We start from the raw sequence: 12,711 nt of genomic DNA on the forward strand, positions 1-12,711 counted from the left end.
CCGCGGCATGGGTACAAAGTGCCTACTACCGGTATGGCCCAGCTATCACAGAATTCATTGCTGGGGCATCGGGTGTCAACGGCGCAGTGGTATCTCCGATGAGCCCGTTGGTGGCGCAGATTCCGACCACGGTCTCTCGGCTAAGTCCAGTGGCACAAGGTATTGCTCACGGTATCGAATCAGGGGCCTACTGTGCCGCAAAAGAAACCACTGATCTGTATCGTGTGGTCTCCCGGGCTGAGTTAGACAGCGTGGCTAAATCTGGGGGATTTAGCCCAGGCCCTGGAGCAATGGGGAATAAGTGGTTTGCTGAGTCTGCAACTGATGCTGCTGCTTGGGGTAAAAAGTTCTATACATTTGATAAAGAAGCAGTTTTCACATTGCGGGTGGAGATACCAAACTCTCTTGCGAATCAGATGATGAGGGTGCCAAAACTCGATGGAATTGGGCCTGCTCGATCAGCAGATGGACAGTTGCTTCAGCAGATCAATTCTCGGATGAATATTAACGCGTTCACTGGAAATCTCTTGCCATGAAAAATCTTAAAGAAATTCGTTCCGGTGTCGTCACGGAATTGCATTGGTTAATTGATGAGCCGACAAAAAGTCCCAATGCTAGATTAACCTGCTACAGAGAGAGCGGGGGGGTGGACGACTTGTTTAGTGTTTTTGTTAAATTCGAATCTCCTAAGGGATCAAATGGCGTTTGGCAAATTGCGAAAATATTTGCGCTGGTAAAAGAGATGGAGCCAAGGCTTGTTTCTGGTGATGGGCAACTCATTCTTACAGCTGGAATGATTCCAGTGGCAGTTGCCAAAGTACTGTCGGAATGTTGCGAGCCAATTTAACGCAGCAACAGTCGTAAATGAGCAGTAAGGCGCGTACTGCTGAAAACTAGAATACATTGTTTTCGAATGGCTAAAATTTTCAGCGGCTTAATCCCAGCCGCCATCCAAATAATCCGACGCCTCATGGGCATGGACATCAGATGGGAACTGGGCCTGGACGGGCTGGGCAAGGCCCATCAGTTGATGTAAATGGCAATGTGGTTCCAGCAAATAGCGGCGCGGCACATTGGTCGCTTAATTAGGTGAACACAATGACACCAGACCAGTTTATTAAGACGATTTATCTTGGGGATCGGTTGTGCCTATCTATAAGCATAGAAGGCACTAAAAAGAGAGTTTTATTGAAGGTGGATTGCATATCTAGAGTGCGTGGAGATTCATGGAGCTATCACAGTGCTGAAGATGTGCATGATGGATTTTTAGTCTTCGAAAATGTCTCCAGTTGCAACTTGGAATTGAAGGGACAGTTGCCAAACGATTGGGTCGAGCCGGTATCTGTTACGCAGTTGGCTGAAAAGGATAATGCGTGGGAGTTTGTCTTTAGCTTGGGATTGGTTGATTCGCAAGGAATGTCCAGCGAAAAGCTTTTAACCGTAATTGCAGAGAGTCTTGCAATTGAAACAAAAGATGGCACCCGCGTGTGTGCTTGAAGGTTAAGAATTGCCATTGCGTAGCCCATCGACACCATCGCCCCGTTCTCTTTCTGTCTTAAAAAGCCACCAGCAGTCTCTACCAGCGGGAGCAACACCAGCCCCTGTCCAGCGGCATAACCTGGAGCCCGCTGGGTCAAGCCACCAGCTGGCAATGGCCCGGGTTCGTGCAGACCCCCGGCAACCCCGCGCCGCTGGCCGAGCAGCGCAGCTACACCAGCGCGGGCCAACTGGCCGCCGGCGCCCTGCTGCAACTTACCTAGGACAACGCCGGACGCATCGCGCAGATCATCCAGCAACACATGCTGCCCACGCAAAGCAGCACAGTGGCGCAGCAGGTGGCGCTCACCTGCACTAAGGAGTGGAGGGCCGCATCGCCAAGGCGGGGCCGAACCCTGATCCGGCCATCGTCTTGACCGTGAGCTATACGTACAACGCCCTGGGCCAGCGGGTGTTCAAGAGCGATGCGCGGCTGTCCGGGGCGAACAACCCCGCTATCACCACACAGACCGTCTATGCGGAGGACGGCATCGGCAGTACCGTGCTGGGGCGTACGGCAGCCGGCGGAGCAGCGACAGCGCGGCAGCTGCGGGCGAGATGGACATCACCGAGGTCATCTACCTGCCCACCGCGAACGGGCCGATGCCCATTTCTGCCTTGCGCAAATTGCGAACGAGAGTTCTCAACTATTCCTCATTGTCATGAAACGTATTTTTGCAAGAATAAGCCTTTTCAGCAAAATCAATGGTGGCCGTGCACAAGCAATCCCTGTGCTGAATTTTGGATGCCCGGTTTTTTTTGAAAATATTCCAGCTCTCTCTAATCATGGATATGACTGCCGTTTGCTTATGCCTGAGTACGGTAGCTCTATATCTCCAGGGGAAACTGCTGAGCCTATTCCCATGGTGTTTATTTCGCAGGATGAGGTACTTATGCACGCAAAAGTAGGAGCAGATTTTTTTCTGTGGGAGGGGAGAAAAATTGGAGTGGGTGAGATTTTAAAAATAGAATAAATCGGTTGCTGGTGACAATATCGCCATGCCACCGCTAGATGATCACGAGAGCCCTGCTGCCACTGGTTTGGGGGGTAGCGCCGGACGTATCATATAGATCCCCAGCGGCACATGCACCCCCCAACCGCCACCCAACTCCGTGCCACAACGGTGTTGCCCTTCGATACCAAGCGGTTTCAGAACAGTTCAGATCGTTTCAGAAAAAAATTGACTTAAAAACAGCTGCCGATTGCAAAATGCGTTTACTCAATTTTTTACAGAGGAAATGCCATGAATGGTTTGAATGTCGCGGTATATGTCGAGGGTTATATTTATCCTGACTCGGCCCCTAAAGACAAGCCTGTCCCTGCTACCATTGAAAAGTTGAAAAAATCGGGCTTCACCACCGCTATTCTTGGCCTTTTTCACATTAGTGGAAAATCTGGGGCAGGGCCAGAAGCCATGGGTGATATTTATTTCAATAACACTCTAATTATTGCAGATGGAAGTTATGTCGGTGCGCCAGAATGGCCTGGTTTGGTAGGCCAAATATTGGGTGGTACGGTGACCACCATCTGCGCGTCTATAGGCGGTGGTGGCGTGTCTGACTATGAGGCTTTGGCCGAAATCTACAAAGCCAACAACAATTCTTTTGACAATACTCCGGTGCAGAAGAATTTCGCTGCTTTCCGCAAGACATTTCCCGCGGTAAGCATTGTTGATATGGATTGCGAAGAGACTTACGATGAGCCCTCCTTCGTCGCATTTTGCAGAATGCTCATCGATTTGGGTTTTGCGATCACTTTTTGCCCATACACCATGCAGGATTTTTGGGTGAGTTCTCTTGCCCAACTCAATGACTCCAGCCCTGGCTCAGTCAAGTGGGTGAATCTGCAGTGCTATTCGGGTGGCTATGGAAATTCTCCTGATGAATGGGCAAGTACGATTGCCAATTCAATTGAAAATTTTCAGACCGATCAATTCATCATTCCAGGTGATTCGGCGGAAACTCCTGCAGCTGTCAACTCCTTAATGCAAACCTTTGAGGGAATGGGTTGCGTTGGAGGGGGGGTTATCTGGACTCTCGATATGATTTTGAAGCAATCGTCAGATATGCAGAGCTATTCGAATGCCATCGTTACAGGCCTGAATGCGACGACTGACGCTGGTGCCGGTCTCGGATAACCGCTGGGGCAGGGCGGGGCGAAGCTGCTCTTGCGATGGCATTGCCTTTGATTAGCGGAGGCGGCCCTGCGGCTCAACCCCGCACCCGCCGCAGCACCATCGGCGCTCCATCCACCCCATCCCCCCGCCGCAACACCAGCACCTCCCCCGATGCCGGGTAAATCCCCGTCAATGCCGTGATGTTGACCTGGTGCGTCACCCACACCTCGACCTGCCCGGTGGGCACCGCCGCCAGCGCTTTCCGCAGCGCCGCGGTCTGCGCGCCTTGGGTGTCCCCGCCATCGAAGAACGAATTCAACGCCTCCCAAGGCTCCATCTGGCCGAAGGCCAGCATGGCGGTGTCCTGGCAGCGGCACCAGGCGCTGGAGCGCACTCGCTGGGGCGCCAGGCCTTGCTGCTTCAGCAGTGCCCCGATGCGCTGGGCCTGCGCGCGCCCTTCGGCGCTGAGGTTGCGTTGCGTGCTGCATTGGCCCAGGGCGAAGCCGGGTGGATCGCCCGTGCCGGGATCGGTCTGCGCATGCCGCATCAGCAGCACGGTGCCGGGTTCGGTGGCGGCGTAGGAGGAGGAGGCGGTGGCGGACAGGGCGCCAGCCAGGCTGGCGGCCGATCCCAGGCGCAGGAGTTGACGGCGTTGCATGCGGTCCATTGTGGCCCCCGAAGCGGGGAGCGCTCGCTTTTTTGTTCCGCCGGGTTTTGCTATCGCGCCGCGTTCACCTCGCGCCCCAGCTCGATCACGGCCATGGCGTAGTAGCTCGACCAGTTGTAGCGCGTGACGGCATAGAAGTTCTCGGTGCCCGCGTAGAAGACGGGCGATCCAACGCCGTTCTGCAGTTCCACCAGGGCCAGTGGGCCGCGGTGGGTGGCGCCGTCGCCCTGCACCAGTGCGCCCAGTTCGGCCATGCGGGCGACGGTGAAGGTGGGCAGGATGTCGGGGGCCAGCAGGTCTTCGAGGCGCAGCCGCGCCGGGTCGAACTCGACCGCGTAGTGCGTGGGCATGCCGGTGGTCCAGCCGTGGCCCTTGAAGTAGTTGGCGACCGAGCCGATGGCGTCGGCGGGGCTGTTGAAGAGGTCGATGCGGCCGTCGCCGTCGAAGTCCACTGCGTATCGCGCCCAGCTGGAGGGCATGAACTGGCCCAGGCCCATGGCGCGGGCGTAGCTGCCGCGTGGCTCCAGCGGGTCGGCGTTGGTGCGCTGCATGAGGCTCAGGAACTGCTCCAGCTCGCCCCGGAAGAACGCCACGCGCTCGGCCGCGCGCGGGTGGGCCATGGGAAAGTCGAACGACAGGGTGGCGAGCGCATCGATGACGCGGAAGTTGCCCATCTGCTGGCCATAGATGGTTTCCACGCCGATGATGCCGACGATCATTTCCGCCGGCACGCCGTATTCCCGCTCGGCGCGGGCCAGGGTGTCGGCGTTGTCGTGCCAGAAGCGCACGCCCGCGCGGATGCGCACGGGCTCGACGAAGCGGCTGCGGTACACGCGCCAGTTCTTGGGCGTGCCGGCCGGCGGCGGCAGCATGAGGCGCGGCACCTGGCTCAGAAAGCGCGCCTGGCCGATGGCCTGGCGCACCCATTCGCGGTCCAGGTCGCGGCCCGCACCGACTGGGTGGTGGCCACCCCCACCAAGCGGTACAGCGTGGCGCGCGACTACCGCCAGACCGACCGCTCCAACCAGGGGGTCTACTCCGTCGTGCCGCCGGTGGGCGGCGGCGAGCAGTATTTCCACTCGGGGAACACCGAAACCGGCCAGAGCGTGTGCAGCACCTCCGGCACCTAGACGCTGCGCATCGCCGACCGCGACGCCGCCGTCGTCAGCAGCCAGACTCCGCTCGACCCCTCCGCCAAGCATGAAAGCTGCGGCGCGGTGTCCGTGCTGTCCTTCGGCGGCGCGGGCGCCGACGTGCCCTCGGCGCTGTCGTCGTCCGTGAACCGGCGGGCGCTGTACCTGGGCTCGTTCCCGAACGGCTGGGCCAACCTGCCGGTGCCGGACGGCCGGGGCGTGCCGCTCATCGGTGCCGCGTTCGTGAAGCTGAGCAATCCCGGCGCGACGCCCGGCGTGGCCGCCAACTACGGGCTGACCTTCCCGCACATCGTCCGCGTGCCTTGAGATTTCTGTGGAAGACGCGCATGGGTCTTCCCAGCGCTTCTTTCTACGGCCGATTGCGGACCTCTTTACCGTTGCCCCGTTGACAGTCCACCGAATGCTTTTGGAAAAGCAATCCCGTGTCGTGGCGGAGCAGGTGACGCTGCCGCAGCGCCGCGAGAGCAGCGGGAGGTTCTTTGAGGATGGCCGGCAAATCGTTTTTGGAAGGGCTCTTCGCGCACTGCCCGGTTGTTTCGCTCACGCCGATCCAAGCCGGTCGGTCGGGCAAGAAGATGCGAGGCCGATTGTTTTCACTTATTGCATCATGGATTTCTTCCACGACCTCGCTGCTTACAATGCGCTGCGACGGCAGACTGTCGATCGCGACAATGCCCATTCCCCTGAATCGCCACCGGCGTCGCCCAGGGGGTCTTCTTCCTTTTCGACCCATTCACTGCGCGAAGCTTTGCCCTCTCTTCCGCGCCGCGCAGCTTCTCCCGAACCGGACAGATCATCCAGTTGGCAAAGGGAAGCCTTTTCCGGCTACGAGAGTCATGGCGGCTGGCAAGAGCACCACGGCGGCTGGCATGGTTCGTCCGCTGACTGGCACGGCGCGCCGGGCGGTGAATATCCGGCTGCCCCTGTCGATGCGTGGTCGTCTCCCGCCTGGGGCGCTCATGCCGGTTCCGACGTGGGCCGGGCCTCTGGGCACTTCCCAACCCCTTCCGCCGCTCCAGCGCTCGAGGCGCGGGCCCGAGAGTGGGTGGAGCTTTGCTCCACCACCTTGAGACATGACGGGGCGGACGAGCGGCTCGCGCAGGCGGTCCAGAATCTTTTCATGGTATTCGTCGATTCCCCAACGTTCCGGCAGACCATGGCGACGATCGAGGCGGAGGGCCCGGTACGGATGCGCGTCGATCCCGAAGAGGCCACTGCGCATTTCGACGGGCAGCGAAGGCAAGTGGTACTGGGGGAGATAATGGCGCGCGACCCCTCCATGGCAATGGGCGTTCTTGCCTTCGAATTGAGCAATGCTTCGTTGAGCAGTGCATTTCTGCAATGCGATCGCAAGGCGGTCGAAACCCGGATGTCCCCCCGCGAATATGCCGAGGCCGTAGAAAGGATCGAATACAACTCGAGCCGCAACGTTCAGGCTTACTTCATGGAGGCGCTGCAGACACTGCGCCGGGCGGGCCTCGCCAACCAACCCAACGCATGGCATTGCAGGGTGACGGACCAGGGGCACATCGAGCCTGGTAACCAGTCGGAACAAGAGAATTTGGCCCAAACGCAGGCTTCTGGTCACTTCGGCCGCTACGAGCAGTCATACGCAGCAGCCATGCGCCCAACGAAATAGCTGATCTGTTGAAGGTTTCGCGTGCGTTCTCCGTGGACGCAGGAATAGCGGATGGCTGCTCCTGCTAGCATGGCATGCTCGGGTATCGGCAAGGCTCGCCGCGCCGCCCGGATCCATGACCTTGATCGGCGAGCGCCTGTGGTTGTCCGGCCTGGGCGGTGCCCTGAACAACCGCACCTCTTCGGTTTTCAGCGGCAGCCCGAATCTCACAGCGCGCCGTGATGGCACTGCTGCACGCCGTTCCACGGTCACCCCGGCCGTCCAGGCGCGGGCGCATAGCCCGTCGCCCTACCGCGCCGCCGCCACTTCGCGCCCCAGTTCGATCACGGCCATGGCGTAGTAGCTCGACCAGTTGTAGCGCGTGACGGCATAGAAGTTCTCGGTGCCCGCGTAGAAGACGGGCGATCCAACGCCGTTCTGCAGTTCCACCAGGGCCAGTGGGCCGCGGTGGGTGGCGCCGTCGCCCTGCACCAGTGCGCCCAGTTCGGCCATGCGGGCGACGGTGAAGGTGGGCAGGATGTCGGGGGCCAGCAGGTCTTCGAGGCGCAGCCGCGCCGGGTCGAACTCGACCGCGTAGTGCGTGGGCATGCCGGTGGTCCAGCCGTGGCCCTTGAAGTAGTTGGCGACCGAGCCGATGGCGTCGGCGGGGCTGTTGAAGAGGTCGATGCGGCCGTCGCCGTCGAAGTCCACCGCGTAGCGCGCCCAGCTGGAGGGCATGAACTGGCCCAGGCCCATGGCGCCCGCGTAGCTGCCGCGTGGCTCCAGCGGGTCGGCGTTGGTGCGCTGCATGAGGCTCAGGAACTGCTCCAGCTCGCCCCGGAAGAACGCGACGCGCTCGGCCGCGCGCGGGTGGGCCATGGGAAAGTCGAACGACAGGGTGGCCAGCGCGTCGATGACGCGGAAGTTGCCCATCTGCTGGCCGTAGATGGTTTCCACGCCGATGATGCCGACGATCATTTCCGCGGGCACGCCGTATTCGCGCTCGGCGCGGGCCAGGGTGTCGGCGTTGTCGTGCCAGAAGCGCACGCCCGCGCGGATGCGCACGGGCTCGACGAAGCGGCTGCGGTACACGCGCCAGTTCTTGGGCGTGCCGGCCGGCGGCGGCAGCATGAGGCGCGGCACCTGGCTCAGAAAGCGCGCCTGGCCGATGGCCTGGCGCACCCATTCGCGGTCCAGGTCGCGGCGCGCGGCGATGTCGTCGGCGAACTGCATGGCGTCCGCGCGCTGGTCGTAGAAGATCGCCGGCTGCGGGGCCGCGGCCGGGGCCCGGGGCGGGTTTTTCTTGACGGGCTTTTGGGCGATGGCGCCCGGGGACAGGAGGGCGGCGGCGATCAGCAGCAGGGCGTGGCGAAGGAAGGCGAAGGAGGGCATGGGAGCGGTCAAGGGGTCGGCGGCTGGCGCGCCGGCCAGGGCAGGCGGCGCAGGTCGCGCCGCAGGTCGGCCAGGGCGGTGGCCGGTTCGGGGGCGTAGCGGGTGTGTTCCAGGCGCAGCAGCCAGTCGGCGATGGGTGCGCTGGCGGCGTCGCCGAACTGCGCCCGGGCGCGCTCGGCCATGGCGCGCGGCGGCAGGGTGGCGGGCAGGGGCAGGCCGGCGCGGGCGAGCCGGTCGCGGGCATGGGCCAGCAGGCGCAGCCAGGGGTCGTGCTGGCTGCGCTCCCACAGCGTCCAGCCGGCGCCCGCGAGCGCGGCCAGCGCGGCCAGCCCGCCCAGGGCCCGGGCCAGGTCTTCCCAGCTGGGCGATTCGATGCCCAATGCTTTCAGCATGTCCAGCTGGCGGCCCTGGGTGTAGTTGAGCACCCACTGGTTCCAGCCGTTGTTGACGGCCTCCCACACGGCGCGCATCTGCTGCACCATGCCGGGGCTGATCATGGTGTCCATGGCGTTGCCGAACACGCCGCGCGGGGCCTGCAGGCGCTGGAAGGCGCCGATGCGGCCGGGCGAGACGGCGCCGGTCGGGTCCACGCGCACCCAGCCGCGGCCTTCGAGCCAGACTTCGGCCCAGGCGTGCGCATCGCTCTGGCGCACGGTCCAGTAGCCGTCGACCCCGTTGCGTTCGCCGCCCTGGTAGCCGGTGACGATGCGCGCGGGAATGTCCATCGCCCGCATCAGCACGACGAAGGCCGAGGCGATGTGTTCGCAAAAGCCTTCCTTGATGTCGAACCAGAACGCGTCGGCCGTGTGCTGGCCGTACACGCCGGGCTCCAGTGTGTAGTTGTAGCCGCCGGTGCGCAGCCGGGCGAGGGCGGCGTCGATCAGGGCGGGTGGCCCGCCAGCAGCCAGGCGCGGGTCGGCGAGCATCTCCTGCGCCAGGGCGCGGGTGCGTGGGTCGAAGCCGTCGGGCAGCTCCACGTAGGAGCGCATCTGCCCGGTGCGCTGCGCCGGGCCGTGGGTGAAGCGGGGGTAGCTTTCGGCGCGGTAGCGCATGACCTCGTTGACCGGCCGGTTGACCACCCATTGCAGCTCCTGCGTCATGAAGGCCGACAGGCCCTCGGGCAGTTCGGGCCGGTCGCGGGCCACGTCCAGGGTGAGCAGCCAGGGGCGCCGCAGCGGCTCCAGCGTGACGGCGTAGCGCAGGGGCTCGCCCTCGGTCTGCAGCCGCGCGGGAGCGGGCGGGCGAAAGGCCGAGGACGGCGCGCCGGACTGCCCGAGGGCGAACCACTGCCGGCCGTTGAAGGCGGTGAGCACCGGGCCGCGAAAGTAAAGCTGGCTCTGCGGCGGCGCCTCGCCGCCCGGCGTGTCGAACTGCACGCGCATCGCCACGCTGTCGTCCAGCGCCAGCGAGGCGACGTTGCCGATCTCCATCTCGCCCGACAGCCCGCTGCGCCCCGAGGGGTTGTCGTTGGGCATGCCCCACAGGGGCGCCATGCGCGGGAACAGCAGGAACAGCGCCAGCATGATGGGCGCGCCCAGCAGCGCCATCTTGCCGGCCGTGCGCATGGATTGCGCCAGCGGCGGGCGGCCGACGGGCATGTGGGCGTTGACCAGGGCGGTGAGCAGCCCCAGCAGCGCGACCAGCATGGCGGTCGCCGTGAGCAGCGACTGCGAGAAGAAGAAGTTGCTGAGCATCGTGAAGAAGCCCAGGAAGAAGATGACCATGGCGTCGCGCCGCGCGCGCAGCTCCAGCGTCTTGAGCGCCAGCAGCATCACGATGAGCGTGACGCCCGCATCGCGCCCCACGATCGTGCGGTGCGACGCCAGCGTGAGCGCCACCGACACCACCAGCAGCCCGCCAGTGGCCCAGCGGCCCGGCAGGGGCCGGCCTTCCAGCGCCAGCCAGCCGCGCCAGGCCAGCACCAGGGCGGCGAGCGCCGTGGTCCACACGGGCAGGTTGGCGGCCTGCGGCGCGATCACCCAGGCGATGACGACGATGAGGAACAGGGTGTCGCGGGTGTCGCGCGGCAGGGTGGCGAGCGTCTGGCGCAGGCTCATGGGCGGGCGCTCCGCGCCACCGGCAGGCGGCCGGCCGGCACCGACAATGCATTGCTACTATTTTTGTAGCAGTATGCCCTAGTGTTGATTGTGCTGGATGGCATTTTGATCATGAAAGGTGGGGGTGCTCAGCACAGGGCCAGCGCCTCCAGGCAGCGGCGGCGGTGGGCGGCGCCGCTGTCCTGGGCGATCTCGCCGCCGGGCAGGCGCAGCCCGTATTCCACGCCCAGCCGGTCGGCCTGCAGCACCCAGGCGGCCAGGCGCGACAGGCGGGCTTCGGGGTCGCTCAGGCCGGTGACGGCCGGGTCGAGCCACAGCTCCTGCCGCTGGGCCTGCTGGGCGTCGCGGCTCACCAGGTCGTCGGTGCCGGTGGCCAGCGACTTGGCGGCCTTCTTCCAGACCACCAGCTTGAGCGGGTCGCCACGGCGGTAGGCCCGCACGCCGTCGAACTCGCCGATGCCCTGCGTGGGCGTGCTGCCCGCGCCGCCCGAGCGCGGCTCGCCCGCGGGCAGCGGCGGGGGCGGCACCTCGGGCTGGGGATACACCAGCACCTGCGCCGCGGGCCGCCAGAGGGTCCAGACGCGGAAGGTGCCCAGCGGAAAGCGTGTCTCGGCCGTGAGCGTGGGCGCGTCGTGCAGCCCGCGCCGCAGCGGCTGGTAGGCCACCTGCACGCTGGCCGAGCCTTCGGCGGGCACGTCGGTCCAGACCCATTTGGTGTCCGTGCCCGCGCCGTGCACCGCCACCGCGATGCCGTGGCGCGCGGTGCGCCGCGTGTGGCTCAGCTGCACCTCCAGCGCGGTGCTGGTGCCCAGGAACTGCGGCTCCGGCGCCACCAGGTGCAGGGTGAGGCCGCGCAGCGTGCCGTGGCAGATGTGGATGCCCACCACCGCGCTGCCGGCCAGCAGGAAGGTGAGCAGGTAGCCCAGGTTGAGCTGGAAGTTGATGGACGCCACCAGCAACACCAGCAGCGTGAGCGCCAGCATCCAGCCCGCGCCCGTGGGCAGGATGTACACATTGCGCTGGGTGAGCGTGACGGTGTCGGTGCGCTTGATGCGCGACTGCCACCAGCGCTGCCAGCGCCGCTGCACGGTGGCCAGCGGCCAGGGGGCCGGGCGCGGGGCGTGCGGCGGCAGCGGCGGGGTGAGCGGGGGCGGGGCGGCGGCCGGCATGGCGGGGCTGGGCGATGTGGTGGGGGTCGGGGGAACAGGGAAAGGGGGATCGATGGCGGGCCGGCGGCGGAGGGGGGACTCAGGGCAGCGGCACGGCATCCACCATGGCCCGCACCTGCTCCACGGCGCCGCGCCCGGCATCGCCCACGGGCACCAGGCGGTGGGCAACGGTCTGGGGCAGCACGGCCTGCACGTCGTCTGGGGCCACGTAGTCGCGCCCCGAGATCAGCGCCTGCGCCTTGGCCGCGCGCACCAGCGCGATGCCGGCGCGGGGCGACAGGCCCTGCAGGAACCACCGGCCCGAGCGGGTGGCGGCCATCAGGTCCTGCACGTAGTTCAAGAGCGGGTCGGCCGTGTGCACGGCCAGCACCTGCTGCTGCAGCTGGGCCAGCTCGTCGCCCGAGAGCAGGGGCAGCATGCTGTCCACCATTTCTCGCCGGTCGGCCCCGGCCAGCAGCAGGCGTTCGGCCGCGCGGTCGGGGTAACCGATGGAGATGCGCATCAGGAAACGGTCCAGCTGCGATTCGGGCAGCGCGAAGGTGCCCAGCTGGTCGTGCGGGTTCTGCGTGGCGATCACGAAGAACGGGTGGGGCAGGGCGCGGGTTTCGCCCTCCACCGAGACCTGCTTTTCTTCCATGGCTTCGAGCAGTGCGCTCTGGGTCTTGGGGCTGGCGCGGTTGATCTCGTCGGCCAGCAGCACCTGCGCGAACACGGGGCCGGGGTGGAACACGAACGACTCCTTGCCGCGCTCGTACACCGAGACGCCGGTGAGGTCGCTCGGCATCAGGTCGGCGGTGAACTGCACGCGCGAGAACTGCAGCCCGAAGGTGCGCGCCAGCGCGTGGGCCAGCGTGGTCTTGCCGACGCCGGGAACGTCCTCGATCAGCAGGTGGCCGCCGGCCAGAAGGCAGGCCACGCAGTCCTGGACCTGGGCGCTTTTGCCCACGATCACCGTGTTAAGCTGGTCCAGAAGCGACTTGATTTTGTGCTGTGCTTGCATG

The 12,711-nt window shown here is 64.4% G+C and carries 14 protein-coding genes; 8 read left to right on the top strand and 6 right to left on the bottom strand.

Features of this window, described 5'->3' with window-relative positions; genetic code table 11:
• The 5 genes from AVKW3434_RS21365 to AVKW3434_RS21385 form a co-directional block, all read left to right on the top strand.
• The coding region (locus AVKW3434_RS21365; RefSeq protein WP_284407428.1) for a hypothetical protein at positions 1 to 536 on the top strand (536 nt) is incomplete at its 5' end.
• Positions 533 to 847: a hypothetical protein gene (locus tag AVKW3434_RS21370; RefSeq protein ID WP_284407429.1), complete on the top strand. Its 315-nt coding sequence runs from the start codon at positions 533 to 535 to the stop codon at positions 845 to 847. The genes AVKW3434_RS21365 and AVKW3434_RS21370, both read left to right, overlap by 4 nt.
• Before the next feature lie 251 nt (positions 848 to 1,098).
• The gene (locus AVKW3434_RS21375) at positions 1,099 to 1,497 is read left to right on the top strand and encodes a DUF6258 family protein (protein ID WP_284407430.1); all 399 of its coding nucleotides are present in this window, start codon (positions 1,099 to 1,101) and stop codon (positions 1,495 to 1,497) included.
• A 701-nt stretch (positions 1,498 to 2,198) separates the two neighbouring features.
• The gene (locus tag AVKW3434_RS21380) at positions 2,199 to 2,510 is read left to right on the top strand and encodes a hypothetical protein (protein WP_284407431.1); all 312 of its coding nucleotides are present in this window, start codon (positions 2,199 to 2,201) and stop codon (positions 2,508 to 2,510) included.
• A gap of 270 nt (positions 2,511 to 2,780) precedes the next feature.
• Positions 2,781 to 3,674, top strand: coding sequence for a hypothetical protein (locus tag AVKW3434_RS21385; RefSeq protein ID WP_284407432.1), 894 nt, complete (start codon positions 2,781 to 2,783; stop codon positions 3,672 to 3,674).
• Between the two features lie 73 nt (positions 3,675 to 3,747).
• On the opposite strand, the gene AVKW3434_RS21390 is transcribed toward AVKW3434_RS21385, so the two are convergent.
• Together AVKW3434_RS21390 and mltB (AVKW3434_RS21395) are read right to left on the bottom strand one after the other, a co-directional pair.
• Entirely contained in the window at positions 3,748 to 4,311 is a 564-nt protein-coding gene (locus AVKW3434_RS21390) for a histidine phosphatase family protein (protein WP_284407433.1), read from the bottom strand.
• A gap of 59 nt (positions 4,312 to 4,370) precedes the next feature.
• Positions 4,371 to 5,258, bottom strand: coding sequence for a lytic murein transglycosylase B (mltB, locus tag AVKW3434_RS21395; protein ID WP_284407470.1), 888 nt, complete (start codon positions 5,256 to 5,258; stop codon positions 4,371 to 4,373).
• A 24-nt stretch (positions 5,259 to 5,282) separates the two neighbouring features.
• On the opposite strand from mltB (AVKW3434_RS21395), the gene AVKW3434_RS21400 reads away from it, so the two are divergent.
• From AVKW3434_RS21400 to AVKW3434_RS21410, 3 genes are all read left to right on the top strand, one after another.
• Complete coding sequence (locus tag AVKW3434_RS21400; RefSeq protein ID WP_284407471.1) at positions 5,283 to 5,450, top strand: hypothetical protein; 168 nt, start codon at positions 5,283 to 5,285, stop codon at positions 5,448 to 5,450.
• A gap of 87 nt (positions 5,451 to 5,537) precedes the next feature.
• Positions 5,538 to 5,780, top strand: coding sequence for a hypothetical protein (locus tag AVKW3434_RS21405; protein ID WP_272551992.1), 243 nt, complete (start codon positions 5,538 to 5,540; stop codon positions 5,778 to 5,780).
• A gap of 94 nt (positions 5,781 to 5,874) precedes the next feature.
• The gene (locus AVKW3434_RS21410; protein ID WP_284407434.1) at positions 5,875 to 7,113 is read left to right on the top strand and encodes a hypothetical protein; all 1,239 of its coding nucleotides are present in this window, start codon (positions 5,875 to 5,877) and stop codon (positions 7,111 to 7,113) included.
• Positions 7,114 to 7,401: 288 nt separating this feature from the next.
• Here the strand turns inward: AVKW3434_RS21410 and mltB (AVKW3434_RS21415) are convergent, their stop codons facing one another.
• From mltB (AVKW3434_RS21415) to AVKW3434_RS21430, 4 genes are all read right to left on the bottom strand, one after another.
• The gene (gene mltB / locus AVKW3434_RS21415; protein WP_284407435.1) at positions 7,402 to 8,484 is read right to left on the bottom strand and encodes a lytic murein transglycosylase B; all 1,083 of its coding nucleotides are present in this window, start codon (positions 8,482 to 8,484) and stop codon (positions 7,402 to 7,404) included.
• An 8-nt stretch (positions 8,485 to 8,492) separates the two neighbouring features.
• Complete coding sequence (locus tag AVKW3434_RS21420; RefSeq protein ID WP_284407436.1) at positions 8,493 to 10,541, bottom strand: transglutaminase TgpA family protein; 2,049 nt, start codon at positions 10,539 to 10,541, stop codon at positions 8,493 to 8,495.
• A gap of 128 nt (positions 10,542 to 10,669) precedes the next feature.
• Positions 10,670 to 11,710 carry a DUF58 domain-containing protein gene (locus AVKW3434_RS21425; protein WP_284407437.1) on the bottom strand — a complete coding sequence of 347 codons (1,041 nt, stop codon included), beginning with the start codon at positions 11,708 to 11,710 and terminating at the stop codon, positions 10,670 to 10,672.
• Positions 11,711 to 11,789: 79 nt separating this feature from the next.
• On the bottom strand, positions 11,790 to 12,710 hold the full coding sequence (locus AVKW3434_RS21430) for an AAA family ATPase (RefSeq protein ID WP_284407438.1): 921 nt from the start codon (positions 12,708 to 12,710) through the stop codon (positions 11,790 to 11,792).
• Between the last annotated feature and the right edge of the window lies 1 nt (position 12,711).

Source organism: Acidovorax sp. SUPP3434 (assembly GCF_030159015.1).
Taxonomy (GTDB): domain Bacteria; phylum Pseudomonadota; class Gammaproteobacteria; order Burkholderiales; family Burkholderiaceae_C; genus Paracidovorax.

Coding starts and splice junctions, on each gene's coding strand:
- AVKW3434_RS21425 (WP_284407437.1), bottom strand. CDS start 11,710: ATGCCGGCCGCCGCCCCGCCCCCGCTCACCCCGCCGCTGCCGCCGCAC.
- AVKW3434_RS21370 (WP_284407429.1), top strand. CDS start 533: ATGAAAAATCTTAAAGAAATTCGTTCCGGTGTCGTCACGGAATTGCAT.
- AVKW3434_RS21390 (WP_284407433.1), bottom strand. CDS start 4,311: ATGCAACGCCGTCAACTCCTGCGCCTGGGATCGGCCGCCAGCCTGGCT.
- AVKW3434_RS21420 (WP_284407436.1), bottom strand. CDS start 10,541: ATGAGCCTGCGCCAGACGCTCGCCACCCTGCCGCGCGACACCCGCGAC.
- AVKW3434_RS21410 (WP_284407434.1), top strand. CDS start 5,875: ATGCTTTTGGAAAAGCAATCCCGTGTCGTGGCGGAGCAGGTGACGCTG.
- AVKW3434_RS21385 (WP_284407432.1), top strand. CDS start 2,781: ATGAATGGTTTGAATGTCGCGGTATATGTCGAGGGTTATATTTATCCT.
- AVKW3434_RS21375 (WP_284407430.1), top strand. CDS start 1,099: ATGACACCAGACCAGTTTATTAAGACGATTTATCTTGGGGATCGGTTG.
- mltB (WP_284407435.1), bottom strand. CDS start 8,484: ATGCCCTCCTTCGCCTTCCTTCGCCACGCCCTGCTGCTGATCGCCGCC.
- AVKW3434_RS21380 (WP_284407431.1), top strand. CDS start 2,199: ATGAAACGTATTTTTGCAAGAATAAGCCTTTTCAGCAAAATCAATGGT.
- AVKW3434_RS21430 (WP_284407438.1), bottom strand. CDS start 12,710: ATGCAAGCACAGCACAAAATCAAGTCGCTTCTGGACCAGCTTAACACG.